Raw genomic sequence first — 26,815 nt, forward strand, 5'->3', positions numbered from 1 at the left:
TATAGTATAGTGATGCATACAAAAGATACTACTTTCTATTTGTCTCCTATTTAATTTATCTATTAACAAATATTGTAAAAATTAAAGACTTTAATCAATGGGCGTTTTACTGCCCACAAATAGTAGGATAAATAAAAGTAAAGGAGGCTCTTCGAATGAATATTTTTAACATTTTGAATCCATCTCAAGATTAAATATGCTTTTATCTGGCTGTATCCTTATGGTTTGTTGGTCAATTATGTATGTTGAAATATATAGACTTACAAAATCCGTCTGGCCATGTGTTATCATGCATGCGATCGAGGATGCTGTTTCTACTGTTTTAGTTACAATAACAGGGATTATTACTCTTACAAACAGTAGTGATTTTTGGTTAAATCCTACTAGCGGGGTCGCTGCTACTGTTTTATTTCTCGGAATTGGAATCGTACTAAGAACTATAAGAATAGAAAGAGAACGACAATTATTCACACAATAAAAAGCAGATAATGAATTCGTCATTATCTGCTTTCCAATTTTTAAAACTACCTTATTATATTTTTTGATACATAAGCCAGTCACCAGAGTCTATCACTTTCTTTAACATCTTTTTATTCTGAGCGATATACACATATGCCTCAATTTCCCTATCAGCAACATATACTGTTTGCGTGATTCGATCATATAAATCAGTCTCCGCATTACCTGTATATTCTTCTAGTTCATCTAACTTACACAATATCTCATCATTTACTACATAAACTTCTCCATACACCTGTTCTTCAATCGAATAAGTCATGGCCGGATATCCTTCATTCGTATCAAATAATTTTCCATATGTCCAAGCTCTGTCTGCGATGCATGTTGCACCTTGCATATAATGAGCATTCGTTTGTCCTCTTCTTAATGTGCCATAAACGAACACATGATACATAAATTCTTATCCCCTTTATATGTCTCTACTTTCTTATTTGTAAATAAGCACGAATCATAAAGTAACTCACTTCATTCGGAAGCTGTTCTTTAATAGATTTCAGCCCACCCTCTGCATTTTGAACGGCAGTTTCAATAAGAGATTCATACTCTGCTGGAACAAAGCTTTGCCAATCTACTTCCATTCCATCCTCATAGCAGCGAATTAAATGGTTTTCAATTGTTTGTCTTGATAAGTTACGTTCTTTTGCAATCTCATTCAAATCAATACCTTGTTTATACATTTCATATGTTTCTAAATGAGAATTTGCGGTTGCTTTTCCTGACTTTTTACGCTCTGAAACTACTTCTGTCTTAATCGTTTCAGCATAATTTGGATTTTCCTCAATAAAATGCTGAACTGCTTGTAAGAAGTGCGAGCCATATTTCACAAGTTTGTGTTCTCCGATACCTTTTACCGTCAACAATTCAGAATCATTTTGCGGCATTTTCACACACATATCTTTTAATGTTTGGTCAGAGAAAATAACGAACGGAGGTACACCTTCTCCTTGTGCAATTTCTTTACGTACTTCACGAAGCACTTCAAATAAAGGATGGTCTTGAACAATTTGTCTTGTCTCTACTCGTTCTTTTCGTAAAACATTCTCTTTACCAAGTAATACTTCTTTCCCTTTTTCAGTTACTTTTAACGTCGGATAAGTGCCATGTTCAACTGCAATTAACTCGTCTGAAATTAAAAACTCAATAAACTCACTGACCTCTTTTACACTACGGTTCGATAAAAGCCCATACGTTGGTAAAGTATGAAAATTAAATTCAATAACTTTCTTATTCTTCGACCCAGTTAATACTTGCGCTATCATTTGCTTTCCAAAGCGTTGGTTCGTTCTAATCATGCATGATAAAACCATTTGTGATTCTCTTGTCACATCGATGCTCTCGCGATTGTCTGTACAATTACCACAGCGTCCACAATCTTCTTTCGGTTCTTCTCCAAAGTATTGCAAAATGAATGATTGTAAACATTGTTCTGTATGACAGTAATCGGTCATATTTTGCAATTTTTCAAGTTCATTTGAAAAACGTGATTCTCCAGTTGATTGATCAATTAAAAAACGCTGTACTTGTACATCTTGAGAAGAATATAACAATATACATGTACTATCTAATCCGTCACGACCAGCACGTCCTGCTTCTTGATAGTAACTTTCCATATTTTTTGGAAGCTGATAATGAATTACGTAACGAATATTCGATTTATCAATACCCATCCCGAATGCAGATGTTGCTACCATTACACTTACTTCATCTCGTAAAAAGAGTTCTTGTTGCTCATTTCGATCACTATCACTCATACCAGCATGATATTTTGATACAGAAACACCTGCCTTCATCAAATCTTCATATAACTGATCGACTACTTTTCTAGTAGCTGCATATATAATCCCGGATTCCTTTTGATTTTGACGAATATAATCCGCCAAATATGCATTTCGATCTTGCCCTTTAATGACAGAAAACGATAAGTTCTCACGCTCAAACGTTGTCATAATTGTATTTTCTTGATTAATTTCAAGTGTGTTACAAATATCATCACGTACTTGCGGTGTTGCTGTTGCTGTTAATGCTAATACGAGCGGCTTTTCTGGAAGATAATCTAATATGCGATGTATATGTAAATAACTTGGACGGAAATCATGTCCCCACTGTGAAATACAGTGTGCTTCATCAATCGCAATCATAGGGATTTTCATATCAATAAGTTGATCAACAAACTCCATCGAATCAAGACGCTCAGGCGCCACATAAAGTAACTTGTAATGTCCTTGTTTCGCTAATTGAATTCGCTGATTTGCTTCTGCAATAGATATAGAACTATTAATATATGTAGCTGAAATGCCATTCTGTACCAATGTATCTACTTGATCCTTCATAAGTGATATTAGAGGCGATATAACCAACGTCGTTCCTTCAAATACTAATGCCGGAATTTGATAACAAATCGACTTACCGCCACCCGTTGGCATAATACAAACCGTATCTTTCCCATCTAGTACATTTTTAATTGTTTCATCTTGTCCTCTTCGAAACGAAGAATAACCAAAGTAGGACGCTAAAAGTTCTTGTGCTTTAGTAAACAAAAAAGAGTCACCCGCTTTTCTTTATCTTTCATCTACTTCTATTATATCAATCACTTATGCGACTTGAAAGGGATGATTAGATGCTTATTGTTTTTTCATTATTCTATGTTTCTTCACTTATTTAATATGAATTAGCATCATTATTTTATATGTTTTACAACATTTATAACGTAAATCCAGTACACAAGAAGAAAGAGTTTCAATTTAAATGTTCATTTTATTTCCCTTTCTTGAATACTACTAATCGTATACATATAAATTCAGGAGGTTACTATATGAAACATCGTAATATGAGTTCCATCAAGGCAAAAACGAAAACACAAAAACTCCAATTCTCTAATAATGATGCGTGGAAATATGAATCATACTATAAGTACCAGCCATTATTCTCTTATAAAAAGCTTTTTAATTTTCTTTCTCAACTTTTTAGACGTTAATATATGTGCAAAAAATATATCATTCACAGAATTTTTCTCAATATTAAATGTATAGACTTACTACAATTCAGTTGTTACCATATATAATAATCTGTTGGATAAACCCCTTAAGTTGACCTGCTTATATTAGCAGGTCTTTTTCATGATTACATACTTCTGTGTACCTCGATCTCACTTCCAAGTCTTTTCTCCATTTTATAACCATATTTAGATCCCAACAATTAATGATAATCATAAATTGTTGGGATTTAAATTGTTCACATATAATTATGCAATTCTTCTTTCTCAATACACAAAACACATTTTACTTGTTACTATAAAAGTACTCCAGATGAGTTTTTTGCTCATCGACATTATCTAGTTATTGGGGCCTGCCGCGGGAAGCAGGTCCCTTTGACTGTATGAAGGTCCCAATTTCATTTGGACACATTTACCAGGTTTTTTCAAAAGAATTTTATGATAACATTACGTAGTCGAGTCCGACATCTCGGCAATACCCTTTTGAGGGTCTGCAACTTCCCTTACAGACCCTCTTTTACTTTATATTCAATTTATTCATATATACCACAACACCATTCATTGAATTTCTCCATTTCAAATTCCCTAAAAATAATCTAGGACACGTAACTAAAAATAAATCTTCATCATACTTTGAGTTATACATGTTCAAAGGAGTGTTACTATTTATGTATTCTTATTGGCAATCGTATTACTCCCCCTACCATAACCCTTATGTAAACTATGATTTATCCGTACGGAACTACCGAATTAGTAAAAATGAGAATTTTTTAAAAGGGTATATGCGTTCTTTATGGGAACAACACGTCGCTTGGACGAGATTGGCTATTATAAGTATAGTATTTAATTTACCAGATGTTAATGTTACTGTTGGACGACTTCTACAAAACGCAACACATATGGGACTATCACTTGAACCATTTTACGGTGAGGATGCAGTGAAAAAATATAGTGCATTAATTAAAGATCACTTAGTAATTGCAGCGGATCTTGTTAAAGCCGCAAAAGCTGGTAATCAAAATGCAGCGGCCGCTATAGAGAAAAAATGGTACGCTAATGGTGACGCAATTATTGAATTCCTTAACAGAATCAACCCATATATAGATAAAGAAGAATTTAGAAAAATGTTTTATGAACATTTAGCACTAACGAAAGCAGAAGCACTTGCCTTCCTAAATAAAGATTATGAAGCAGGAGTAAAACTTTACGATAAAATTGAAAAAGAAGCATTAGAAATGGCTGACATGATAACAAACGCAATCGTAAAACAATTCCCGCAAGTATTTCAATAAAGTGAAACTTTAATCAGTGAGGGGTTTGTTCATCCCCCACTGATTATCAGCTCTCACCAATCGGCTTATTTAGTTTTCTCTCCATGATATTTCACCTCTCCTCTTTACATTTAGCTTATATCGATATATTTTATTAATATCCGTTTTTTATAGGAGGAAATAGTTTGATTAACGCGATTGGTCTCGTTTTTATACTTACAAATAAACACGAGAAAAAAAAGAAAGTTTACTTAAATGAAAAATTTGCACTAATAGATATTATTGATTCTAAAGAAGTATTTGATGATGAAGGGAATCCTTTAGTAGAACTAACATGTAAATACAGTATATATTTAGATGAAAAATATTACTGTAAATCTCTCGATGATTATACCGGACAAGTCTTTCCTTTCTTAAGTGCAAAAATAGGAAAAGGTCTTCTAAGAAACTTAAACTATTACTTTTCTTACGTTGATGCCTATGATAAGAAACCACCAGTTAAAGAAATAAGACCACTTATGAAACAAGTAACTAACAGATAGCCAAAAATACCAAAAAAGAAAGCATCTAACCCTGGATGTTTTCTTTTTTATTAAAAACTCATTAACTTTCATCCTCTTCTAAAAGTATGTATCCAAGCATATTTTAAATTAAAAACATTGGAGGATTAGAGTGAATGAAATACTCAGAAACAATTATAAGCAAACGACTTCGAATACTTAAAATGACGGGTATGTTTTTCATGCTAGTGTTAATAGCATGGATTGGCTATACAAAATTACTTTATGAAAACGGCTTTCTTCAAGAAAAAAAGAATTCAGTAGAAGTAATGAACACTAGCATTACAGGAGAAATAGAGCAGCTTTTTCATATAAACTTGCAAGGTTATCGAAAAACAAGCCTTGATGCTGTTATAGAAGCCAGTAAAACCGATCCAAGTGAACTATCCTTAATTGAACTAGTCAACAAATCCTGCTCGCGAGATTGCATAGGTGAACCAGTTACATATGTAAACTCAAACAATGGATATATCTTTTATAAGGAATCTAATGGAACTAATGTAGCTATAACGGTTAAAAAGAAAGACAAATGGGTAATTGTAAAGAAATCTGTTCAAGATGGAATATAATCACCCAAAAAAAGAGTACGCATCGTACTCTTTTTTATTATTAATACCCTTCCTCTTCATGCCTACAATGGCATTTCGCTTTTGTTTTACAATGACATTTTTCACACTCACACTTCGGTTTCTCTTTGCAACAACACTCGTGAAAATCATTGCGCTTACATCTACATCTCCCAAACATTAAATCATCCCAAAATTTATTACAATCTTGAAAATGTCCACAATGACAAGTATTTCTCATAAATATGCTTCCTCCTTGATAGAATTCATCATATTCTATGTTTGAAAGTATACAAAGGCTTGTTTATTAGTCTATTTTCTCCATATTATAAGTAGAGTTAAAAGATTAAATAAAAATAAAAACCGTCACATGACGGCTCTTATTTTTGCAAACTACTCTTTTGTATAAAAATATTTAATTCCTTTCATATCTAACCAAGCAGTTGCTTTATCCAGTTCGTTCCCTTGACGATAATCTGTTTCGAAATACACAAGCCCTTGGTTATCTCCACGAGATATTATTTTAGAAGTATATCCAAGCTTATCCATCATTTGAATCATGTCAGAAATTAAATTTACACCAAATTCATAAGTAACTACTTTGCTATATTTATTCACTATAATTCCAACCCCTTCTTGTTTTTTTATCGGCTCAACAATTTGATTTGTAAACCAAGCTAACGGCTTATTTCCAATCAGCTTATTTAAATCACACTTGCCGATACCAGCCACATTGCCTGTCTCTGTGTATTGCCAAATATCACATGGATACGTCGGTTTGTTACCACCATAACGAGGAATCCATACAAAATCACAATTGACATTTTCCATTTCAAATGGAGCATACATATGATGAGCAATATATAAACCGACTTTCTTAGCTCCTAATCTGCGTAATTCATCAATAAAAGCTTGTGCACCCGCTCTCATATCGTTCATTGTTCTTACTTCTACGTCAGCTACCCAAACTGTTGCATTTTTATCACCACGGTTCCAAAAGTCTCTTGCTTCTATCCGTGCATCCTCTACTGAAACGAAACGACAGAACGCATAATTACCAAACGGAATATTCCTTGCTTTCATTGCTTGTACATAATTTTTATATAAAGGATCTACATAGTTTGAACCATCTTGCACACGTGCAATTACGAAATCTAATTGTGGTGCTGCGATATCCCAGTTAATGTCGCCATTCCATTTCGAAATATCTACAATATAACCCATTATTTAACATCTCCTTTTTCATTATTATATTCAAAGCTTGTTTTTTTGTTATTATCAACTAATAAATAGTATGAGAGGTATTATATTATTGGGTAATAATTTAAAATTCGGCTTATGTATTGAGAAAACAAAATATTATTACGGGTTTAATAAGTAAAGATTTACAAAACTCTAAACTATATAAAGTGAAACGATAATTAGTAGGAGGCTACGAGCAGTGTAATTCCCACCTAATTTCTTAGCTTCATCCGAATTTTGAGGTAAGAATTTTACTTCCCGCAAATAGCTTGATAAATAAAACCACCTTTCTGACAGGTGGTTTTGTGTACTAATTTACATATAAATTGTCCATATTTTTATAGTTACTTAATATACTTGTTAACTAAAAATAAGACAATTTTTAGTTTTTAATCAAACCAATTTTCGTTTTATCTGACGTACTCATAGTACCATTTACGTGCATCTAACCAAGCTGTAAATTTATCGATATTCCCGGACGGATAGCCATTCGTTATAGCATAACCAATGCCATCTTTTTGAACGACAATTTGTCCATCAATACCCGCATCAACCATAGCTTGAGCCAAATCTTGTAAATTACTAAATGCTACACCACCAGTTTTTACTTTGAGCAAATCCGCTGCACCTCCTCCAGTTTGTCCTGTAAGAGCAAATACAATAGAATTAGCGATTTTATCAACATTCCATTTTGCCATGTCGGATTCATTATCAATAAACCCTAATTCAATAAGAATAGCCGGTGCCTTCGTTCCATTTAATACCGCTAAATCTGTACGTTGTTTCGCACCTCGATCACGCCATCCAATATCTTTTGCTAGTTGAGCTGAGATTTTAGCCGCCAAATCTTTCTGATCATAATATAAAACCTCAACACCCTGTCCATTTCCATCACTTGCATTAAGATGAAAAGAAATAACTAAATCCACAGCATGGGAATTGCTATTCCGAATGATATTATTTAAATTTTGTGATTGAGTTGCCCCTACCTCGTCCGTATCGTCATAAACCGTGTGTCCTAGGGCTCTTAACTTAGCCGCCACGGCATCTTTAACTTGCCTATCTAGAACGTGTTCTTTCCGATTACCGAAATTAGCACCTTGAACAATACTATTGTGTCCTCCGTGCAAACTATATCTAGCCATTATTCATCAACATCTCCTTTCTTAATATCTTATTCAAAACTTGTCTTATTGCTATTCCCACTTACAATCTTAACTGTGCCCATACGTCCTATATTTTCTAAAAGTGATGCAATTTGTTTTCGATATAAAAAAGCTATCGCTTCATAAATCGAATGATTTATTCTCTAAATTACTTTTACATGAATGACGACACGAACAAAAAAGCATCACCCTTTCGGCAATGCCTAAAAACTCTATTTTACTTTTCAGCTCCCTAAATAAATAGAGTTTAAAATCACTGAAACTACACCTATATTTCCTCCCTTTCCTTCACAGCTTCTTTCAACCTCTGCAACATATACCCAATTCCTTTACACCCCTCTAGCGGATATGTAATCATTTCTTCTGGATATAACTTTGTCACTACTTTTTTATGCTTCTTCCCTGCTAGTAAGACGATTTCGTCAAACTGTAGTAAACTTTTATCTACCATCTGTTTTTGTAATTGCTCTATACTTATTACCTCATCGCTTTTTGAATCAAATGCAAGATCATAGTTTTCTAATACAATATCACTTGGTCTTAAAAATCCATGTTTCGCTGATAATATAACCCAGTTTTCGAAAAACATAGTTGCGTACGCCTGACATGCTTTTCCGAACGGACTAATATATACATCTTTTGCTTCCATCGGTCCGTAGTCTGAATGTTTATCCCAAATTTTCTTTTTTCCGCATGGAATTATACATAGCCTTTTCATATATATTTCTACTCCCTTTACTTTGGTAAATAAAATTCGTTATTTTGTACATTTTTTTCTCGAGATACTATATAATAATTCTGAAAGTTAAAATTACATATTTTACCATATGCGTACTATAGATTACTCTCATTGCAAATATTATAATACCATAAAAAATTTTTCATTTTTTCTTCAAAATAATGAAACTAAATTATAATGCAAGTATGTATTAATAAAACAATAAAGGAGGTTCATAAAAATGAAAAATATTATTCCTGCACTATTAGTCTATTTTATCGTTTGCGTTATTTCCGTTATCATCCCAGCATCTGAAGGCTATAATTATGTCGGCTGGAAGTTATTTGTTGGGCAAGTGTATGCGATACCTATTTTCTTCATTACTACGATAATCACATTTTATATAAACAAGAAAAAATCTTACGAATAAACGATTATAAGGATAGCTAACGCTATCCTTATTTTAATTCGTTAATCAAAACTTTATATCCTTTCTTCTAAAAAGTTAAACGCAACATCTGTATTTCAGCGTTTAAACGCAGTTCCTCCGAAATCCAGCTCTCTAATTTTGAAACAGATGCAATATTTTTTCAAAAAGCCCCTGTAATTTACTTTTCAATACTTCCATATCATTAAGCATACACAATGCGACTGTTTAAAAGTTAAAAATTTCTGCTTATTATAAATAAAAAAGGACAAATAGCCAATCTGACTACTTGTCCTTACTGTTCATCTGTACGCAATACGATTAAGCTTGGAATGCTTCTGTTAATACTGGTACGATTTGTTTTTTACGAGATACAACACCTTTTAAAGTAGCTGTATTGTTTTCTAGTGATACGTTGTATGCTTTCTCAACAACGTTTGCTGCTTTACCGATCGCAAGACCGACAGAATCGTTAGTTAAGATATCAGTTACAACGAATAAGAATAGGTCTAAACCTTTTTCTTCTACTACTGCAGAAATTACTTTTTCAAGTTCCGCTTGGTGTACAAGAACGTCGTTTGTATCAACAGCGTTTACTTGTGCGATTTCAACTTTCGCATTACCCATTTGGAATTCTTTAGCATCAAGAGAGATTAATTGCTCCATTGTTTTTCCGCTTAAGTCAGCACCAGCTTTTAACATTTCTAAGCCGTAGTTATCTGCATCTACACCAGCGATTTCCGCTAATTCACGAGCAGCTGCTACATCTTGTTCTGTGCAAGTTGGAGATTTGAATAGTAAAGAATCTGAAATGATTGCAGATAACATTAAACCTGCAACTTCTTTACGAATTGTTACGCCATTTTCTTTGTACATTTTGTTTAAGATTGTAGCTGTACAGCCAACTGGCTCACAACGATAGTATATAGGATCGCTTGTTTCAAAGTTAGCAATACGGTGATGGTCAATAACTTCTAACACACGAACTGATTCGATATCGTTAGCACTTTGTTGACGCTCGTTATGGTCAACTAAAATAACGTTGTCCACTTCGCTTGCTACTGTCTCAACAAAACGCGGTCCTTCTACTTTAAAATAGTCTAACGCAAATTGAGTTTCACCGCTGATTTCGCCTAAACGTACAGGCTCAGCATTCATTCCTAATTCTTTTTTCAATTCTGCATAAGCAATTGCAGAACAAATTGCATCTGTATCTGGGTTTTTATGCCCGAAAACTAGTACTTTTTCCATGTTTTCCACCTCTTCATGAAAAGGATATCTTAAAGAAGCAAATATGACAATATTTAAAGCATATTTTTTTATAAATAATTGCACTTTCTTCTATATTTTTCATCATTTTCATAAAAAAAATCATCTAAAATGAATTAGATGATCGAAATGTATGTTTCAATTAAAATAGTGTAGGAGCTTGCACTACATTGTTAAAAGCAAAATTTGAGGATAAGCCATTATTCAAAAGGTTTACATCTATAACTTGATAAAACGCATTTCCAGTGTCTGCAATTTCCCAAACAGCTAAAATAAGATGGTATCCACTACGGTCAGTTGGTACATTTGCTTCGTGCGTTACTGTTGTCCCTGGTCTAGCTCCACCGTCATTTTTTACATAGAATGGCACTAAATCTAAATCTGATCGCGTCAAAGGTTTATTTGGATTCCAACCTTTTTTCGTAATATAATATTTCCACTCTTTCGTACTATGAGGAGCCGTTAGTTTCCACTTGAATGTATTCGTCCCGCCATTTAACGTAACTTTCTTCCACCTATCTACAGTTTGAACATCTAAAGCGGGAAAATGACCAGCCCCTGCAATTTGTCCATCAGAAGGTCCTAGTTGTGGAAATCCACCTATCCCTTCTACACTTTGTGGTTCATATTGAATTGGTCCACAATTTACATTTACACCTTGCTTACATAAATAAGATCGGCTCGCTGGTGATTCTACATATCCATGAGCTGAAGCCTTTTCTGAAAACCCAAATGTTAATAATCCCGTAAGTAATACGCCACCACTTAAAATAACTTTCTTCATCTTTTGTAAACTATTCTTTTTCATTCTTTCATCCCCTTCCCATAATAAAGCGAAAATAACTATAGTCGGCTAGTCATCTTCTCTACATTTATTATAAGACGAGAATCATTACTAAAAGAACCCTCTAAAAACTTTCTCAAATTCATTTAGTGCGTTAATTAGATTATAATTAACTATTTTAACACCGCCAGAAAAATATAGACGGTGTTAAAAATAGTCGTTTATTATTCACTTACTAATAATTAAGCACTCTCCCCGTTTGATTATAACTTAAATGTTTTTATAATAAAGAACCGTAGCATCTAACTTTCCATTCGGAGAAATTGCATACCCTGGTATTGTTCCAACTTCTTGGTAGTCTAGTGATTTGTACAATTTATTGGAAGGATCTCCTTCTCTAGTATCTAATACTAAAAGAGACCTGTTTTCTTGCTTTGCTCGTTCCTCTGCTTTTTGCATAAGCGATCGTCCAATACCGTTTCGTCTAAAGTTTGGATGAGTCATTAATTTGCAAATCTCAGCTCTATGAATTCCGTTAGGCTTAGTAACTAATTGTAATTGAATACTCCCTGCTACTTCGTTGTTTATTTTAGCCACATACAATATCACTTCTGGCGCTAATACTGTTTGCCAATACTTTGTTGCATCTTTTTGTTCCAGTGGAGGCAAAAAACCAATTGATGCCCCATCATTTACAACCATTTTCAAAAGTTTCGAAAGTTCTTCTATATCATTTTCTAGTTTCTTAATTTCTTCAATTACTAAATTTCGCATTACTTTTCCCCCTTTTGTTTCATTGTAACAATTTTTAAAGAAGGAATAATGAAATAATAAGAGGAATTTATAGTTAAGATATGATTTTTTGTGAAAGGATAACGATATGAAATATATATTAGATAAAATGTACGCAAAAGAATTACTCGAATGGGCATATGAACAAAACCCGGGCCCTTGGTTTGAACATTCACTACATGTTGCTCATGCAACTGAAAACATAATTATAGAACTTATAAAAAAAGGGTACAAGCTAGATGCTGACATAGCATATAACGCTGCCCTTTTGCATGATATCGGAAGATACAAAGGTTTTACCAAATCGGTCATTCATTCCTATGATGGTTATATGTATATGAATGATTTAGGGTATACAGGAAACGCTGTTATTTGTGTGACACACTCATTCCCATGCAAAAATGAACATATAGATATCGCAGCAGAATGGAGTCTCGTTCCTGACCATATGAGAAGCCTATTAGTTGAAATATTAAATGAACATTGTAACTACGACTTATACAATAAAGTAATTACTCTTTGTGACGCTCTTGCTGATGCGGATGGCTTTACTACGCTGGAAAGAAGATTAATTTCTGTTGGTTTGCGTCATGGTACAACATCTCATACATCTTTACATTGGAAAGGGTTTTATGCGATTAAGAAAGAATTAGAAGCTTTAATCGGTAAGAGTATATACACAGTTCTTCCTGATGTAGAAAAATCTATTTATGAAGATATAGAATATTAAAGTAAATACAAATTGAAAACGATAAAATTTGTATTTATGTTTCTAAAAGACTCTTTCAAAAATGGAGGGATTTCTTATTAGTAAAATAGGATTTGACTTGATAAACCTTGAGGGGAATTTTGAATTTGGATATGAAGATATAAAAAAGATTTCTATGAGATGTAAATTTTCTAACTGTTCACATACAAACGAACCAAACTGCGCGGTTAAAAGAGCTATCTCTGACGGTGCTCTTTCTGAAGAAGTAGTTAACAGTTACTATAGAGATTTTAATGAGGCACATTATGTTTCTAAACAGAAAAATAAAACAAAAGCCATTGATTATATGAAGCAATTGAAGCTTTTTACAAAACCTTAAAATTAAATAAATAGTTGTTATTTCTCATTCCTACTAAATTTAAAATTCTCCCATTATTGTATAACCATAAATTGAACCCATCCTAGATAATTTTTATACTCAAATTTAATTTCACATAAAAAACGTTTTAAACATAAAGTTTAAAACGTTTTTTTATTCAATGCTTTTGATTTTTCAATTCTGTTAAACACTCTTGCACTAAAGTTACCGCTTGACTCATCGCAGCTCCGCCAGCAAATGCTGCTGAAACACCACATGCTTCTAGAATCTCTTTATCCGAACATCCTTGATCAAGACAACCTTTTGTATGATAAATTGTACAATACTCATCTTGCGTTGCTAAACTAATTCCTAATGCAATAAGTTGTTTTTCTCTTTTTGTTAAAGAACCCTCTTGAAAACAAGCTTGCGTGAACGCATTATATGTCTCAGCGATTTCAGGAATTTGATTTGTAAAACTACCTATACCTTCTTTATAATGATGTAGAATATCATTTATCGAACTATGTTGCTCATGTTCCATCTTATTCCCTCCAGTCATATTATCCATACTTATTGTAGTATGTGATGAAATGGAGGCAATATACCTTCTTTTAAATTAAGAATTTTTAGTTAATTTAAGTTATAATTTTAAATTATCATCTACAATAACTTTTTCTCTAGAACTTTTTCTTTCAACCTCTTTACTTCTTTCTTCCCAAAATGTTAATCCTTCAATCCCCACATTTTTAGGATTAAATACTGGATCTTTCCCTTCTTTTTTCTGCGTTTCATAATCTTTTAACACTTTTAATGCGGTTTTACTTAAAAGTAAGATTGCGATTAAGTTTAACCATGCCATACTACCGATTCCTAAATCTCCAAGATTCCATAAAAGCGACGCTGATTCAACGCTACCGATGTAAACCATAATTAAAAATCCAAATTTTAAAACTGGTTTTAACCAGCCATACTTCAGTTGACGATCTAAATAAGTAAGTGTCGTTTCAGCGATATAGTAATAAGCGAGTAACGTTGTAAATGCAAAAAAGAAAATCGCAATTGAAATAAATATTGGACCAAACCCTGTTATCACAGTTTCAACTGCTTGTTGTGTATAAATTGGACCAGCTTCCACATTTCCTATGTTTTGTACAATGGCGGTTTTCCCTTCAGGTATAACATTATACATACCTGTTATTAAAATCATAAGAGCTGTCGCTGTACATACGACAATTGTATCGATATATACGGAAAACGCTTGAACTAATCCTTGTTTTGCGGGATGCGATACTTCAGCAGCCGCCGAACTATACGTCGCTTCTCCGACACCAGCAACGTTTGAAAATACAGCGCGTTTTACGCCCCATGCAATAGCTGCACCAACAATTCCACCAAACATTTCATTTACACCAAATGCGCTAGAGAAAATTAAAGCAAACATCCTTGGAATCTCCGTTACATTCGCAATTAATATGATACATGTAACAATTACATAACCAATTGCCATAAATGGAACAAGCATTTGAGAAACGCCAGCAATTCTCTTTACACCACCAAAAATAATTGCTGCTAGTAACATGACTAAAAATATACCAGTTATATATTTGCTAATACCATTAGAGTTTTCAATTCCAACTGCGATACTACTAGATTGAATACCTGGTAATAACACGCCATATGAAAGTGTTACAACTACTGCTACAATGACTGCAAACCATTTCATTTTCAAACCTTTCTCAATGAAATATGGAGTACCGCCGCGATATTCATTCCCTACTTTAATTTTGTATACTTGAGATAATGTTGATTCTACAAACGCGCTCGCTGCCCCTAACAAAGCCATTACCCACATCCAAAATACAGCTCCAGGACCGCCGAAAGCAATTGCTGTCGCTACCCCTGCAATATTACCAATTCCAACTCTTCCTGATAAGGCTAAACAAAATGCCTGAAAAGATGATATTCCCGTCTCTGAACTCTTTCCTTCAAATAATAGTTTAATCATCTCTTTAAAATAACGGATTTGCAAAAAGCGTGTTGCAATCGTGAAATATACGCCTGCCCCTAATGCAAAAACAACTAAACCGATACTCCACACTTGCCCTACTAACCATTCTACTAAATTCTCCATCCAAATCCCCCTTATCATTCTTTGGAAAAGCAATTTTGTATATAAAAAAAACGGACAACTATTATCAAACTTTCTAGTTGTCCGCATCTTTCATTATTTCATCCCTCAATTTTTATCAGTAAAACGCCCTATTACTTTATATTTACCCAAACACTTTTCACTTCTGTATAATTATCAAGCGCATATGAACCTAATTCGCGGCCAATACCAGATTGTTTATATCCACCAAATGGTGTAGCTGCATTTTCTAAGTTATAATCATTAATCCACACTGTTCCTGCTTTTAATTTATTTGCTACTTGATGACCCGTTTTGATATTTTTCGTCCATACACCCGCAGCAAGGCCATAGGATGAGTTGTTCGCTCGTTCAATTACTTCTTCTGTCGAATCAAATGGAAGTACGACAACAACTGGTCCAAATATTTCTTCCTTAACGATTGTCATATTGTCTGTAACATCTGTGAATATAGTTGGCTTAACGAAATAACCTTTTTCAAGCGCACGTTCGCCACCAGCCGCAACTGTAGCACCTTCTTTCTTCCCTTGCTCAATATAATTTAACACACGCTCTTGTTGTTTCTTAGATACGAGTGGACCCATTTCCGTTCCTTTCTCCATACCTGCTCCAAGTTTTACGTTGTTCGCCATTTTCACAAGTGCATCTACTACAGTTTCATAATGTTTACGATGAACAAATACACGTGATCCTGCGCTACAATTTTGACCGTGATTATACATAATACCTTGGAATGCACCATTTATCGCTTCTTCCAAGTCCGCATCTTCTAAAATGATATTTGGTGATTTTCCGCCAAGCTCTAACGTTACATGCTTAATCATTTCTGCAGATTGACGCATAATATACTTTCCTGTAACAGTAGATCCTGTAAAAGCAACTTTATCAATGTCATGATGATTTACAATTGCAGCCCCTGCTTCAGGACCAAAGCCTGATACAAAGTTTACAACGCCGTTTGGAAATCCAGCCTCTTTAAAGAGTTTCGCTGTATATAGTAAAGATAAAGGCGTTTGCTCTGCTGGCTTTAATACAATCGTACAACCTGTCGCCAGTGCAGCTCCCATTTTCCAAGAAGACATAACAAGCGGAAAATTCCACGGAATAATTTGTCCTACAACACCAACAGGTTCATGTCTCGTATAATTCAAGTAATCTTTTGAAATCGGGATTGTTTGCCCAATAATTTTTGTAGCCCATCCTGCGTAATAACGATAATTTTCTACAGTCGCTGAAATATCATCATCAAGTGCTACTTGATATGGCTTTCCATTATCTAAAGCTTCTAGTTGCGCTAATTCTTCTCTATGTTCTTCAATTAAATCTGCTAATTTATAAATAAGATGCGCTCTTTCAGCAGTAGTCATTTCTGCCCACGGGCCAGATTCAAATGCAGATCTTGCCGCTTTTACTGCAGCATCAATATCCTCTTCTTGCGCTTCACATACGACTGCTAGAACCTCTTCTGTTGCTGGATTGTACGTTTCAAACGTCTTTCCGCCAATAGCAGAAACAAATTCGCCATTAATAAACATTTTAATTTCTTCATTTAAAAACGCTTCCACTTTTGGTTTCAGCTCAATATTTGTCTTTAACATTATGTTCTCCTCCTTATTTAAACAGCTGCATGAGCTGCAATATTTGATAAAATCGTTTGAAGCTTTTGATCTTCTTCTACAGTTAACCCTAGTCTTGGATAGCGAGAAGGTCCTCCCGCTTGCCCATGTAATTCCATAGAACGTTTAACGATTTGAACATATTTCCCTGATCCTTCAAGAAACTCGCAAAGTGGTAAAATAGCATCGTTTATTTCCCACGCCTTTTCTAATTCACCATTTTGAAAATGCTCATACATTTTTGTAACGAGACCGGGAACAATATTTCCTGCTACTGAAACCCATCCCGAGGCACCAACTAAATATGATTCCATAACTAAATCTTCAGAACCACAGAAGACTTGGAAAGCCCCTTCACTTTGTCTTACTAAATCTCTCGCTTTTCGAATATCTCCGCTAGATTCTTTAATATGTGTAACATTTCCACACTCTTTTCCAATACGGAGCATTAGCTCTGTACTCATATCAACACCAGAAGTAAATGGATTATTGTATAACATAATTGGTATATTTACAGAGTTTGAGATTTCTTTAAAATGAAAATAAATCTCCTCTTCCTTCGGTTTACAATAGTAAGAGTTTATAATTAATACACAATCCGCTCCGTGCGCTTCTGCATGTTTCGTATATTCAATTGTTTCTTTCGTCGTCTCTGCTGCAGTTCCAACAATAACTGGAATACGGCCATCAATTTCTTTCAACACGGTTGCTACCATTTTAAATCGTTCTTCTTTTGATAAACTTACAAATTCTCCTGTACTTCCATTAATGATGATACCTGCAACGTTTTGTTCGATAAAGTAATTTACATTTTGCTTTACCCCATCCCAATTAATTTCCTGAAATTCATCCATCGGTGTTATTAATACTGGAAATGCCCCTTTAATTTTTTGCATATTTATCTCTCCCTATCACATTTTATTTTAATAAGAAACCTGCCGGAAACGGATCCGTAGGGTCTAATAGAAATGTCTGCATCCCTGTAATAAACCCTCTACTTTCAAAACGGAAAATGTATCCTAGTTCCTCCTTCTTCACTTTCTCCACAGTTATAAAACTATTAAATATACTTTCATTTTTAAAAGGTTTATCCGCCATATAATCATTTTTAAATAACGCATGAACATAGGAAACAATAGTAGAAACAAAACCTGGCGAACGTACGATAAAGTTATCTTCATGAAATGTAATCGACTTTATATGGTTCTTTTCTTTTTGCGAAGGATCTACTAAAATAAGCCTTTTTATTAGCGACTGTTTTTGTATAGTCTGTAGTGTAGCTTCTCCCCATCTTTTCAATTCAGAAATGTTTTCCATGCGAATTTCTGGCGAATACGCACCTTTCTCTACAACTGCATATACTTTATCTGCTTGTATGAGAGAATAACTTACATTACCAACCTGTAAATTTTCCTCAATCATATAGCATAGTTTGCTTTCAAACGAAACCGATATAACTTCATCATTCTCTACATACGCATGAACTAAAAATATTCCAGATAACGTTTCAATTTTATATTGATTGGACTCTCTCTTTTTTAAATAACCACTTTCGAGTAACATCGTTATTACTGCAACAATGCCTCCATAATGAAGCGGAATCGAACCTTCATGATTAAAAAATAATACAGCTGCATCCACTTCATTATGGATAGATGGAACGACAATACACCCATTCAAACCGATAAAACCACGTGGTTCATTTAATAAAAGCTTCATCTCTTCTGCTAATTCACCTGAAAATTGTTCATTTAATTGCTCCAAACTGTAGTAGTATTTGCATGGTACGTCTTTCATTACACGAAATGTCTCGCCATTTACATGTACGTCTACTGCTGTATACATTTTTTGAATGTTCATTTTATATCCTCCGTTTCATGTTCCATCGGCGGAATTAGCAAAAATCCTTCTTTAAGTGGATCCATTTCATTGTAAAAAAATCTATGCATACCCATAAGCCAAGCTGATCCCGTAATTTTCGTTATGACAGCTTCAATATTTTCAACATGTGTCGTATCCATGACATATCCTTTAAATAAAGAACCAACGATACTCTCATGAATGAACTCTTCACCAATTTCGATTTCTTTCTGAGCGTATAATACAGCTAGCTTCGCAGATGTTCCTGTACCGCATGGAGATCGATCTATTCCGCCTGGTGGTACAACAACTGTATTTTTCACATGCGCACATTCATGAGTAGGATCTGTATAAAATTCAACATGTGTTAATCCTCTTATAAACGAATACTCTGGATGAGTGATTTCAAACTTCTCATTAATTGTGTTCCTTATATGAACCGCCTTATCGATGATTGTAGATGCATTTTCTGGTACTAATTCTAGATCTACTGATTTCGCATCAATAATGGCATAAAAATTTCCTCCATACGCAATATCAGCCTCTATAGTTCCAATGTCTTTCACTTGTACAGTAATATTTTTCAATAAAAAAGCTGGTATGTTACAGAAAGATACTTCTTTTGCTTTTCCATCTTGAACAGCAATATCTACTTCAACTAAGCCAGCCGGTGTATCTAGTTTTAAAGAAGTAATCGGTTCAACTACCGGAATTAAACCTGATTCAACTAACGCTGTACATACACCGATTGTATCGTGACCACACATCGGTAAATATCCACCTGTCTCTATGTATATAACACCTATATCAGCCTCAGGATGACACGGGTCTGTTAATAATGCTCCTGACATTACATCATGACCACGCGGTTCATTCATTAACAATTTTCGAATCCAATCATACTCCTTTTTCATATGTAACATCTTCTCTGCCATCGTCTCTCCAATCAACTTTGGAAGTCCACTAATTAATGTCCTCGTTGGATTCCCACCTGTGTGTGTATCAATCGTCGTAAAGACTCTTTGTGACCTCATCCATTTAACACCCTTTCTGTAAAACGACTCAAACGAAGTGGTTCAATAGGAATAATTGTCTCTTTTTCATTTAATAACTCTTCAATTACTTTTCCAGTAACTGCTGCAAGACTAATCCCATCACCTTCATGTCCAGCGGCAATGAAATAATTCGGAATATGTTCCACTCGTGAAATAATCGGTAAATGATCTTCTGTCCACGGACGTAAACCAGCGTAAGAACGAATTACCATCATATCTGCCATTTTCGGATAAAAACGAATTGCTCTATTTGCGATACATTTAATGACTTCATTATTTATCCTCGTATGAAATCCTACAAATTCACGACTACTACCAATTAAGAAATTTTGACTTTCAGTAGGCTCAAATACGAGCGCAACCCCGTATTTTTCAGTTAAAGCATCCACTTTTCGTTTTCCGCCAAATTTAGAAATTAAATAACCGAATTCCATTACTTTACGGCATCCTACGTGTTGTTGCCTTGAAGCTACAATAATATGCCCTTTTCTCGGTTCAATTGGTATATTTATATTTAACATCTGACCAATCTTAGGAGCCCACACACCGGCTGCATTTACAACTTGTTGTGCTGTAAAAGTTCCATTCGTAGTTTCTACAACAAATGAACCATCCGTCTCTATTTCCATACTCTTTACTTCCGTCTGCTTAAAAGCTTTTGCGCCAAACTTTTGTGCCTCTGACAGAAGCGAGAAAGCAAGGAGATATGGATTCACAGTTGAATCCGTCGCACATTCTAAACCGCCTAATAAATCATCAGCAAAAAAAGGCGACTCTTCCCTTATATCTTGCCTATCAAGCATTCGAAACGGTAATCCAGCTTCTTGTTGCCGATTTACCCATTGCTGCGCAGCTTCCATCTCTTCGTCTGACTCACATACGAGAATACTTCCTGGTGCCCTATATTCAAATGAATGCTCTAATTCTTCACTTAAATCAGTTACTAATTTTTGACTTACTAAAGACATTTGACTATCAAATCCCGGGTCTTTATCAATGGCCAAAATATTCCCATCACACCGTGAAGACGTCCCGCTGACAAATTCCCCTTTTTCAATGATTGTTACGTCTCTTCCGTATTTTGAAGTGTAATAAGCGATAGAACACCCTATTATTCCACCACCTATAATTAAAACGTCGCAGTGCCTCACAATATACTCCTCCTTTCCTAGCCCTCTCACTTTCTTTTTATGCAATTGACGTGCCAATTCTGTACATATACAATTTTTATAAAAAATATTTTTATTTGTAAAAATATTTTAAATTCATAGTAAATAGGTGTATTATTTTTTTATCACTGTCAAAATTTTTATACATAACAGGAGGACATTATGGAATTCTCATTTCCGACTATACAAGAATTTTTGGAAAGCGTTTTAATCAATCATACATGTAGCCTTGATCGCATTAAGAAAATAAACGAAAGGTTTTATTACCTCCCTTCTACTACAGAAGAATATAATTGCGCAATTATTTATGTAGATGACTCATTCACTGCATTAATTGACGCTTTTTCTTATGAATTAGCTGTTATCATCCTTAACGAAAACGATGAGCCGATATGCTGTATAACTTCTCAGCAAATGATTCCATTTCTTTATAAGTCCTACAATGAACTACAGTCATTTTATGACACTGTAATACAAACAACTGACTCTTCTGTTACAGTAATTGATAGTAAAGAATGCGTTCGAACTTGGACAGATGGTGCTGAAAAAATATTTTCAGTCAACCATAATGAGATTATTGGGCAACCGATTACTCGTTTTTTTGATTATAAAGACTTGGAAATTTTACAATCTTTACATGATGGAAAAAGCATAGTCGCTCAGTTCCATCAGCCTCGCCCCGATTTATTCGTATTAATTAATTCAAATCCAGTTTATTGTAATGATGAAATTATAGGAGCAGTCGTTTCAGAAACAGATGTTACAAATCAAGTCGCTTTAAATGAAAAACTATTTAATATGTCACATGAAATGCACCGTTTAGAACAAGAAGTGGCAAAGTATAAAGATGAATCCGATCCATTCCTTGCGATGAATGGAAAAAGTCCTGTTATACAAAGAACGATACAATTAGCTAGAAAAGTTTGTTCGGTGAAATCAACTGTTTTAATACTTGGGGAAAGCGGAGTTGGAAAAGAAGTATTTGCGAAAGCAATTCATGAAGCAAGTGAAGTAGCGAAGGCGCCTTTCATTTCGATTAACTGCGGGGCAATTCCAGAAGCATTATTTGAAAGTGAATTATTCGGTTACGAGCGTGGGGCGTTTTCTGGAGCAAATAGTAAAGGAAAAAAAGGTAAAATTGAACTCGCGCAAGGCGGTACTTTATTTCTTGATGAAATAGGTGAAATGCCACTTGATATGCAAGTAAAACTGTTACGTGTACTGCAAGAGCGAAAGTATTACCGAGTTGGTGGTGAAAAAGAAATTAATATTGATTTCCGTATTATCGCTGCTACAAATCGTGATTTACAAGAAGAAATGAGAAAAGGAACTTTCCGAGAAGATTTATATTACCGCTTAAATGTAGTTAGCTTGCAGATTCCACCGCTGCGCGAAAGACGCGAGGATATTATTGAATTAACCTATTCTTTCTTAAACGATTTTTCAATCAACTATAACAGACCAATTCGTGACTTACCTTCAAGCATTATGCATGAACTGCTTCATTACAATTGGCCAGGTAATATTCGCGAACTTCGAAACGTTGTTGAACGGCTTGTGGTATTCGCAACAGACGGAATTATAAAACAAGAATATTTACCATTTCATACGACTGAAACTTTAGACAACCATACAGCCCATTCCCTATTACTCAGCAACAATAATACAATCCTTTCTTTACAAGAAGAGATGGATGAGCATGAGAAAAAAGTTATTGAAAGGGCTTTACGAATTTTAAATGGGAATAAATTAGAATGCGCAAAACAACTTGGTGTAACAAGGGCTACTTTATATAACCGTTTAAAGAAACTTGGACTTCAATAAAGAATCAGTATGCACCGATCAGGCGTTTACAGGTAGCCCTCTCTCCCTCCTCTATATTGGCATGATTTTTGCTTATATAATTTGTGAAAACCGAACTAGAGGAGGAATACACATGACAAATAAAAACAACTTAATCGTTTGTCGTTGTGAAGAGGTTACATATGGGCAACTTCAATCGACAATTGCTGAATATAACTGCTCGGCAAGAGAATTAAAACTAAGAACACGTGCTGGCATGGGATTTTGCGGTGGTCGCACATGCAGAATAATGATAGATCGAATGATTGAAAATGCGAATCCTGACGTAACTCTTAATGAACTACCGTTAAAATATCAACCACCAATACGTGCAGTTACTTTTGGATCGGTAGGTGAAAGTAAATGAGTAGAATTACACATCACCCTATTTTAGGTACTTTACAAAGTAGTGAGCATATTACCTTTCAATTTAACGGTCATCAATACGGAGCATATGAACATGAAACGATAGCTGCTGCCCTGTTAGCAAATGGAATTAGGACATTAAGAGTTCATGAAGATAGCGGAACACCGCGAGGTATTTATTGTAATATCGGACACTGTTCCGAATGCCGCATGACAGTAAATAATCAAACAAATGTACGCGCATGCTTAACTGTTGTAGAAGAAAACATGGTTGTTGAAAGCGGGAAACAGCATCCGAATATCGTGAGAGAGATGGTGAAAAAACGATGAGTGATGTAATTATTATTGGTGCAGGGCCAGCGGGATTATCTGCTTCTATTTCTTGTGCTCGTTTCGGACTAAAAGTGCTCGTTATTGATGAATTTATGAAGCCGGGCGGGAGATTGTTAGGACAGTTGCATCAAGAGCCTACTGGAGAATGGTGGAACGGAATAAAAGAATCGAAGCGACTTCATGAAGAAGCAGAATCACTTTCAGTACATATCAGGTGCGGTGTTTCGGTCTATAATTTAGATAGAGATGAAAACAATTGGTTTGTACATACTAATATCGGTACGTTAGAAGCACCTTTCGTACTACTTGCTACTGGAGCTGCGGAATATTCTATTCCCCTTCCTGGCTGGACACTTCCAGGAGTGATGTCAATTGGAGCAGCTCAAGTTATGACAAATGTTCATCGCGTGCAAGTTGGAAAAAAAGGAATTATTATTGGTGCTAACATTTTGTCTTTCGCCATTTTAAGTGAATTGCAATTAGCGGGAATTACAGTGGATCATATTGTACTCCCTGAGAAAAGCGAGTTAAGTCAAAAAGCTGGTGAACCTGAAGAAGTTTTAAACTCTCTTTTAAATGCAGCACATCTCGCTCCTTCTGCTATTTTGCGAATAGGTAGCCACTTTATGAAATATGATTGGGTTCGAAAAGCTGGATTAACATTCTATCCAAACAGCGGAATGAAAATAAACGGAACGCCACTTCACCTTCGGAAAGCAGCTCTTGAAATTATCGGAACAGATCAAGTTGAAGGTGTACGTGTTGCTAATATTGACTCTAAAGGAAATGTTATTAATGGATCAGAGAAAATATATGAAGCAGATTTTGTTTGTATTGCCGGGGGATTATACCCACTTGCCGAACTTGCAGCTGTAGCTGGTTGTCCCTTCCATTACATTTCAGAATTAGGTGGACACGTTCCTCTCCATTCCGAAACAATGGAAACTCCTCTTCCTGGTTTATTTGTAGCTGGCAATATTACAGGCATTGAAAGCGGAAAAATTGCGATGGCGCAAGGAACAGTTGCAGGTCTATCTATTGCTAAATATGCAAGCAAAAAACGTGATATAGTCGACCAACAATTATCTCACGCCATTCAAAACGTTCACTTTATTCGTCAGAAAGCTGCAATTCAGTTTAATCCGATGGTAGATATCGGTAGACGAAAGATGAATGAAATTTGGCGTGATTACTCTTCTACATATGCACATACTAAAAAGAGCTGCTGAGATTATTCTCAACAGCTCTTTTCTCTATTCATCTGAGTTATTAAATTTCGCTAATGCGTAAATGCCTTCTTCATCATCTAATTCAAGTTGTAATCTCGCTGCGAATGGATTGACATTATATTCTCTGTCAAGCAATAAGCGTAAAGCTTCGATTAAGTTTGCTTGAATTAAAATTTGCTGGCGACCATTTACCTCTACTTCCGCAGAGAAACCGTAGTCGTCATCATACATGAGTTCAACTAATACTTCTTCTGGACCCACTTGTCTTTTTTCAGCGATATATATACAAAGCGCATTTATAAGCTCTTGTTCAGAAATTTTTATTGTTTCCATGCTACTTCATCTGCCTTCTTCTTACGTTGGTCTTTGAAGTATTTAAATGCACGAACTGCTAACATTACGATACCAGCCATTACTAACATATTTACCATAAACGCTAATACAGAACCAAGAGCTCCCATATTTGCAAATAAGCTACCCATTAGTAAACCACCAAGACCACCTAGTAATAAACCTTTCATAAAGCTTCCTTTATTACTTTTTGGTGCCGTGTTTGTTGCTTTCGTTTTTGAATCTGGAGTCGTTTTTTGAGAATTTACATTTGAGTCTTTTTTGTTTAAATCAACTTTTGACTTTTGACCTGAACTTGGTGTAAATGATTTTTTACCAGATTTGTAACTTTTCGCTGCTGCATGATCTACGAACATAAAGCTACTAGCCCCAAAGATAACCATGAATGCTGTCATTACTGCTACAAGTTTTTTCAACATATTATATCCATTCTCCTTTTATATAGATATATGTGAAATCTATCTTTCTAGTAAATTCAGAATGATAGATTTGTTTTTAAGAACATTTTAAAGGTTCTTATGAACTTATTATATGAACTTTTGTCGAAATATGCAAGTATTATTTACTTTCAACAGTTTGGTCACAAAGGAAAAATTAAGCAAAACAGAATTGACTTTAAATGCAACAAAACATATTATAAGTTCATAAGAACTTTTTATTATTTTGGAGGTGAAAAGATGGAAACATTTCATCTCACACGAAACGAAATGGCTACCCTTCTTCTATCACTAAGAGGATGGAATACGAAAAAGCCTCTCGGTATTTTACAAGAAGCTTGGGCAAAGTCACATAAAAAAGATATTGAAAGCGGACAAAGCGTTACAGCTTTTATTACTACCGCACTTTCACCTATTTTTGAAAAGCTGATTAAAATTGACGATACTGATGTCGGTTTTTCTTTAAATGAAATAGTTGCGCTTGGCAATCAGATTGAAAACACAAGTTTCTCTGTAACTGCTATGCAAAACTGGGTGAAACGAGATATAAAAGAAATGATTGGCTCTCCTCAAAAAGGAAAAAAATATTCAATTGAACAAGCAGCCTTACTATTTATTGTCGAAGATTTAAAAACAGCACTTGATTTTGAATCCATTCGTAAGCTATTACGCCTTATTGTAAATGACCCAGCTGATCGAAGTGATGATTTAATCAATCCTGTTCATTTATATGTAGCATACTCTTCTCTATTTGAAGAACTCAATCAAGGGAATTGCTTACAATTAAATGCAACAGATACCGTTCATACAATTGAAAACATCGTAAAAGAAAAAGCTGATAAAATCGCAAGTAAGTTCGATCAAATTAATAACGAACAACGCGAAGCAATTCGTAACGCTATTATTATTGCGACCCTTTCTGTACATACCGCTTATGTACAAATGTTAGCAAAGCGTTACGTAACAGCAACTTTATTTTTACAGAACTTAGATGTGAAGCCTTAAAAAATAGGAGCAGAAATGCTTCTATTT

General features: G+C 34.7%; 29 protein-coding genes and 1 pseudogene. 12 read left to right on the top strand and 18 right to left on the bottom strand.

What is annotated here, in order from left to right:
* Nucleotides 1-169: 169 nt before the first annotated feature.
* Nucleotides 170-478, top strand: a pseudogene (locus ES895_RS14700) (CPBP family intramembrane glutamate endopeptidase); the annotation flags it as partial.
* A gap of 54 nt (nt 479-532) precedes the next feature.
* Here the strand turns inward: ES895_RS14700 and ES895_RS14705 are convergent.
* Both ES895_RS14705 and recQ read right to left on the bottom strand, forming a co-directional pair.
* Nucleotides 533-913: a gamma-glutamylcyclotransferase family protein gene (locus ES895_RS14705; RefSeq protein ID WP_000274915.1), complete on the bottom strand. Its 381-nt coding sequence runs from the start codon at nt 911-913 to the stop codon at nt 533-535.
* Nucleotides 914-938: 25 nt separating this feature from the next.
* Nucleotides 939-3,056 (bottom strand): DNA helicase RecQ, encoded by a 2,118-nt coding sequence (gene recQ / locus ES895_RS14710; protein ID WP_135238446.1) that lies wholly within the window; start codon nt 3,054-3,056, stop codon nt 939-941.
* Nucleotides 3,057-4,179: 1,123 nt separating this feature from the next.
* Here recQ and ES895_RS14715 point away from each other — a divergent pair.
* The 3 genes from ES895_RS14715 to ES895_RS14725 all read left to right on the top strand — a co-directional run bounded on the left by ES895_RS14715 (nt 4,180) and on the right by ES895_RS14725 (nt 5,911).
* Nucleotides 4,180-4,803: a hypothetical protein gene (locus tag ES895_RS14715; RefSeq protein WP_000287725.1), complete on the top strand. Its 624-nt coding sequence runs from the start codon at nt 4,180-4,182 to the stop codon at nt 4,801-4,803.
* 164 nt (nt 4,804-4,967) lie between these two features.
* On the top strand, nt 4,968-5,324 hold the full coding sequence (locus ES895_RS14720) for a hypothetical protein (RefSeq protein ID WP_000606231.1): 357 nt from the start codon (nt 4,968-4,970) through the stop codon (nt 5,322-5,324).
* A 134-nt stretch (nt 5,325-5,458) separates the two neighbouring features.
* Complete coding sequence (locus ES895_RS14725) at nt 5,459-5,911, top strand: hypothetical protein (protein WP_000877571.1); 453 nt, start codon at nt 5,459-5,461, stop codon at nt 5,909-5,911.
* On the opposite strand, the gene ES895_RS29315 is transcribed toward ES895_RS14725, so the two are convergent.
* From ES895_RS29315 to ES895_RS14740, 4 genes are all read right to left on the bottom strand, one after another.
* Nucleotides 5,912-6,085: a hypothetical protein gene (locus tag ES895_RS29315; protein ID WP_000503011.1), complete on the bottom strand. Its 174-nt coding sequence runs from the start codon at nt 6,083-6,085 to the stop codon at nt 5,912-5,914.
* Between the two features lie 216 nt (nt 6,086-6,301).
* Entirely contained in the window at nt 6,302-7,132 is an 831-nt protein-coding gene (locus ES895_RS14730; protein WP_135238447.1) for a GH25 family lysozyme, read from the bottom strand.
* Nucleotides 7,133-7,560: 428 nt separating this feature from the next.
* Complete coding sequence (locus ES895_RS14735) at nt 7,561-8,295, bottom strand: N-acetylmuramoyl-L-alanine amidase (protein WP_000135278.1); 735 nt, start codon at nt 8,293-8,295, stop codon at nt 7,561-7,563.
* Nucleotides 8,296-8,584: 289 nt separating this feature from the next.
* The gene (locus ES895_RS14740; RefSeq protein ID WP_000824873.1) at nt 8,585-9,034 is read right to left on the bottom strand and encodes a DUF6884 domain-containing protein; all 450 of its coding nucleotides are present in this window, start codon (nt 9,032-9,034) and stop codon (nt 8,585-8,587) included.
* A 241-nt stretch (nt 9,035-9,275) separates the two neighbouring features.
* On the opposite strand from ES895_RS14740, the gene ES895_RS14745 reads away from it, so the two are divergent.
* Nucleotides 9,276-9,464, top strand: a complete 189-nt coding sequence (locus tag ES895_RS14745) for a DUF4017 family protein (RefSeq protein ID WP_000789486.1) — start codon at nt 9,276-9,278, stop codon at nt 9,462-9,464.
* Between the two features lie 318 nt (nt 9,465-9,782).
* Here ES895_RS14745 and ppaC read toward each other — a convergent pair whose 3' ends face one another.
* From ppaC to ES895_RS14760, 3 genes are all read right to left on the bottom strand, one after another.
* On the bottom strand, nt 9,783-10,712 hold the full coding sequence (gene ppaC / locus ES895_RS14750; RefSeq protein WP_000416865.1) for a manganese-dependent inorganic pyrophosphatase: 930 nt from the start codon (nt 10,710-10,712) through the stop codon (nt 9,783-9,785).
* 160 nt (nt 10,713-10,872) lie between these two features.
* On the bottom strand, nt 10,873-11,538 hold the full coding sequence (locus tag ES895_RS14755; RefSeq protein ID WP_000742279.1) for a lytic polysaccharide monooxygenase: 666 nt from the start codon (nt 11,536-11,538) through the stop codon (nt 10,873-10,875).
* 246 nt (nt 11,539-11,784) lie between these two features.
* Nucleotides 11,785-12,288, bottom strand: coding sequence for a GNAT family N-acetyltransferase (locus ES895_RS14760; RefSeq protein ID WP_001245250.1), 504 nt, complete (start codon nt 12,286-12,288; stop codon nt 11,785-11,787).
* A gap of 106 nt (nt 12,289-12,394) precedes the next feature.
* On the opposite strand from ES895_RS14760, the gene ES895_RS14765 reads away from it, so the two are divergent.
* Both ES895_RS14765 and ES895_RS14770 read left to right on the top strand, forming a co-directional pair.
* Nucleotides 12,395-13,036 carry an HD domain-containing protein gene (locus ES895_RS14765; RefSeq protein WP_098202719.1) on the top strand — a complete coding sequence of 214 codons (642 nt, stop codon included), beginning with the start codon at nt 12,395-12,397 and terminating at the stop codon, nt 13,034-13,036.
* A gap of 61 nt (nt 13,037-13,097) precedes the next feature.
* Nucleotides 13,098-13,394, top strand: coding sequence for a P-loop NTPase family protein (locus ES895_RS14770; RefSeq protein WP_000398281.1), 297 nt, complete (start codon nt 13,098-13,100; stop codon nt 13,392-13,394).
* Between the two features lie 157 nt (nt 13,395-13,551).
* On the opposite strand, the gene ES895_RS14775 is transcribed toward ES895_RS14770, so the two are convergent.
* From ES895_RS14775 to ES895_RS14805, 7 genes are all read right to left on the bottom strand, one after another.
* Nucleotides 13,552-13,944 carry a carboxymuconolactone decarboxylase family protein gene (locus ES895_RS14775; RefSeq protein WP_002005224.1) on the bottom strand — a complete coding sequence of 131 codons (393 nt, stop codon included), beginning with the start codon at nt 13,942-13,944 and terminating at the stop codon, nt 13,552-13,554.
* 72 nt (nt 13,945-14,016) lie between these two features.
* Nucleotides 14,017-15,507, bottom strand: coding sequence for an alanine/glycine:cation symporter family protein (locus ES895_RS14780; RefSeq protein WP_135238448.1), 1,491 nt, complete (start codon nt 15,505-15,507; stop codon nt 14,017-14,019).
* Nucleotides 15,508-15,638: 131 nt separating this feature from the next.
* The gene (locus ES895_RS14785) at nt 15,639-17,123 is read right to left on the bottom strand and encodes an aldehyde dehydrogenase family protein (protein WP_135238449.1); all 1,485 of its coding nucleotides are present in this window, start codon (nt 17,121-17,123) and stop codon (nt 15,639-15,641) included.
* A gap of 17 nt (nt 17,124-17,140) precedes the next feature.
* Nucleotides 17,141-18,037 carry a 4-hydroxy-tetrahydrodipicolinate synthase gene (dapA, locus tag ES895_RS14790; protein WP_001169463.1) on the bottom strand — a complete coding sequence of 299 codons (897 nt, stop codon included), beginning with the start codon at nt 18,035-18,037 and terminating at the stop codon, nt 17,141-17,143.
* A 22-nt stretch (nt 18,038-18,059) separates the two neighbouring features.
* Nucleotides 18,060-19,001 carry a proline racemase family protein gene (locus tag ES895_RS14795; RefSeq protein ID WP_061139182.1) on the bottom strand — a complete coding sequence of 314 codons (942 nt, stop codon included), beginning with the start codon at nt 18,999-19,001 and terminating at the stop codon, nt 18,060-18,062.
* The gene (locus ES895_RS14800; RefSeq protein WP_061113183.1) at nt 18,998-20,035 is read right to left on the bottom strand and encodes a proline racemase family protein; all 1,038 of its coding nucleotides are present in this window, start codon (nt 20,033-20,035) and stop codon (nt 18,998-19,000) included. The genes ES895_RS14795 and ES895_RS14800 overlap by 4 nt, the downstream gene beginning before the upstream one ends.
* Entirely contained in the window at nt 20,032-21,207 is a 1,176-nt protein-coding gene (locus ES895_RS14805; protein ID WP_044584549.1) for an NAD(P)/FAD-dependent oxidoreductase, read from the bottom strand. The genes ES895_RS14800 and ES895_RS14805 overlap by 4 nt, the downstream gene beginning before the upstream one ends.
* A 180-nt stretch (nt 21,208-21,387) precedes the next feature.
* Between ES895_RS14805 and ES895_RS14810 the strand changes: the two genes are divergently transcribed.
* The 4 genes from ES895_RS14810 to ES895_RS14825 all read left to right on the top strand — a co-directional run bounded on the left by ES895_RS14810 (nt 21,388) and on the right by ES895_RS14825 (nt 24,995).
* Entirely contained in the window at nt 21,388-23,049 is a 1,662-nt protein-coding gene (locus ES895_RS14810) for a sigma-54 interaction domain-containing protein (protein WP_135238450.1), read from the top strand.
* Between the two features lie 112 nt (nt 23,050-23,161).
* Nucleotides 23,162-23,434 carry a (2Fe-2S)-binding protein gene (locus tag ES895_RS14815; protein WP_000182619.1) on the top strand — a complete coding sequence of 91 codons (273 nt, stop codon included), beginning with the start codon at nt 23,162-23,164 and terminating at the stop codon, nt 23,432-23,434.
* Nucleotides 23,431-23,763 carry a (2Fe-2S)-binding protein gene (locus ES895_RS14820; RefSeq protein ID WP_135238451.1) on the top strand — a complete coding sequence of 111 codons (333 nt, stop codon included), beginning with the start codon at nt 23,431-23,433 and terminating at the stop codon, nt 23,761-23,763. Before ES895_RS14815 ends, ES895_RS14820 begins: the two co-directional genes overlap by 4 nt.
* Nucleotides 23,760-24,995, top strand: coding sequence for an NAD(P)/FAD-dependent oxidoreductase (locus ES895_RS14825; protein WP_098607572.1), 1,236 nt, complete (start codon nt 23,760-23,762; stop codon nt 24,993-24,995). The genes ES895_RS14820 and ES895_RS14825 overlap by 4 nt, the downstream gene beginning before the upstream one ends.
* A gap of 24 nt (nt 24,996-25,019) precedes the next feature.
* Here the strand turns inward: ES895_RS14825 and ES895_RS14830 are convergent, their stop codons facing one another.
* Nucleotides 25,020-25,328: a YxcD family protein gene (locus ES895_RS14830; RefSeq protein ID WP_000447747.1), complete on the bottom strand. Its 309-nt coding sequence runs from the start codon at nt 25,326-25,328 to the stop codon at nt 25,020-25,022.
* Nucleotides 25,316-25,765 carry a hypothetical protein gene (locus tag ES895_RS14835; RefSeq protein ID WP_000914478.1) on the bottom strand — a complete coding sequence of 150 codons (450 nt, stop codon included), beginning with the start codon at nt 25,763-25,765 and terminating at the stop codon, nt 25,316-25,318. Before ES895_RS14835 ends, ES895_RS14830 begins: the two co-directional genes overlap by 13 nt.
* 258 nt (nt 25,766-26,023) lie before the next feature.
* Between ES895_RS14835 and ES895_RS14840 the strand changes: the two genes are divergently transcribed.
* The gene (locus ES895_RS14840) at nt 26,024-26,788 is read left to right on the top strand and encodes a DUF1836 domain-containing protein (RefSeq protein WP_000447231.1); all 765 of its coding nucleotides are present in this window, start codon (nt 26,024-26,026) and stop codon (nt 26,786-26,788) included.
* Nucleotides 26,789-26,815: the final 27 nt, after the last annotated feature.

The sequence above is a fragment of the Bacillus sp. 007/AIA-02/001 genome, assembly GCF_004634455.1.
Lineage (GTDB): Bacteria > Bacillota > Bacilli > Bacillales > Bacillaceae_G > Bacillus_A > Bacillus_A cereus.

Excerpts from the sequence above, each read along its gene's own strand:
- ES895_RS14815 (WP_000182619.1), top strand. The coding sequence starts at position 23,162 with ATGACAAATAAAAACAACTTAATCGTTTGTCGTTGTGAAGAGGTTACA.
- dapA (WP_001169463.1), bottom strand. The coding sequence starts at position 18,037 with ATGCAAAAAATTAAAGGGGCATTTCCAGTATTAATAACACCGATGGAT.
- ES895_RS14745 (WP_000789486.1), top strand. The coding sequence starts at position 9,276 with ATGAAAAATATTATTCCTGCACTATTAGTCTATTTTATCGTTTGCGTT.
- ES895_RS14785 (WP_135238449.1), bottom strand. The coding sequence starts at position 17,123 with ATGTTAAAGACAAATATTGAGCTGAAACCAAAAGTGGAAGCGTTTTTA.
- ES895_RS14820 (WP_135238451.1), top strand. The coding sequence starts at position 23,431 with ATGAGTAGAATTACACATCACCCTATTTTAGGTACTTTACAAAGTAGT.
- ES895_RS14780 (WP_135238448.1), bottom strand. The coding sequence starts at position 15,507 with ATGGAGAATTTAGTAGAATGGTTAGTAGGGCAAGTGTGGAGTATCGGT.
- ES895_RS14755 (WP_000742279.1), bottom strand. The coding sequence starts at position 11,538 with ATGAAAAAGAATAGTTTACAAAAGATGAAGAAAGTTATTTTAAGTGGT.
- ES895_RS14765 (WP_098202719.1), top strand. The coding sequence starts at position 12,395 with ATGAAATATATATTAGATAAAATGTACGCAAAAGAATTACTCGAATGG.
- ES895_RS14735 (WP_000135278.1), bottom strand. The coding sequence starts at position 8,295 with ATGGCTAGATATAGTTTGCACGGAGGACACAATAGTATTGTTCAAGGT.
- ES895_RS14800 (WP_061113183.1), bottom strand. The coding sequence starts at position 20,035 with ATGAGGTCACAAAGAGTCTTTACGACGATTGATACACACACAGGTGGG.
- ES895_RS14770 (WP_000398281.1), top strand. The coding sequence starts at position 13,098 with ATGGAGGGATTTCTTATTAGTAAAATAGGATTTGACTTGATAAACCTT.
- ES895_RS14730 (WP_135238447.1), bottom strand. The coding sequence starts at position 7,132 with ATGGGTTATATTGTAGATATTTCGAAATGGAATGGCGACATTAACTGG.
- ES895_RS14740 (WP_000824873.1), bottom strand. The coding sequence starts at position 9,034 with ATGAAAAGGCTATGTATAATTCCATGCGGAAAAAAGAAAATTTGGGAT.
- ES895_RS14795 (WP_061139182.1), bottom strand. The coding sequence starts at position 19,001 with ATGAACATTCAAAAAATGTATACAGCAGTAGACGTACATGTAAATGGC.
- ES895_RS14830 (WP_000447747.1), bottom strand. The coding sequence starts at position 25,328 with ATGGAAACAATAAAAATTTCTGAACAAGAGCTTATAAATGCGCTTTGT.
- ES895_RS14775 (WP_002005224.1), bottom strand. The coding sequence starts at position 13,944 with ATGGATAATATGACTGGAGGGAATAAGATGGAACATGAGCAACATAGT.
- ES895_RS14725 (WP_000877571.1), top strand. The coding sequence starts at position 5,459 with ATGAAATACTCAGAAACAATTATAAGCAAACGACTTCGAATACTTAAA.
- ES895_RS14715 (WP_000287725.1), top strand. The coding sequence starts at position 4,180 with ATGTATTCTTATTGGCAATCGTATTACTCCCCCTACCATAACCCTTAT.
- ES895_RS14810 (WP_135238450.1), top strand. The coding sequence starts at position 21,388 with ATGGAATTCTCATTTCCGACTATACAAGAATTTTTGGAAAGCGTTTTA.
- ES895_RS14835 (WP_000914478.1), bottom strand. The coding sequence starts at position 25,765 with ATGTTGAAAAAACTTGTAGCAGTAATGACAGCATTCATGGTTATCTTT.
- ES895_RS14840 (WP_000447231.1), top strand. The coding sequence starts at position 26,024 with ATGGAAACATTTCATCTCACACGAAACGAAATGGCTACCCTTCTTCTA.
- ES895_RS14825 (WP_098607572.1), top strand. The coding sequence starts at position 23,760 with ATGAGTGATGTAATTATTATTGGTGCAGGGCCAGCGGGATTATCTGCT.
- ES895_RS14705 (WP_000274915.1), bottom strand. The coding sequence starts at position 913 with ATGTATCATGTGTTCGTTTATGGCACATTAAGAAGAGGACAAACGAAT.
- ppaC (WP_000416865.1), bottom strand. The coding sequence starts at position 10,712 with ATGGAAAAAGTACTAGTTTTCGGGCATAAAAACCCAGATACAGATGCA.
- ES895_RS14760 (WP_001245250.1), bottom strand. The coding sequence starts at position 12,288 with ATGCGAAATTTAGTAATTGAAGAAATTAAGAAACTAGAAAATGATATA.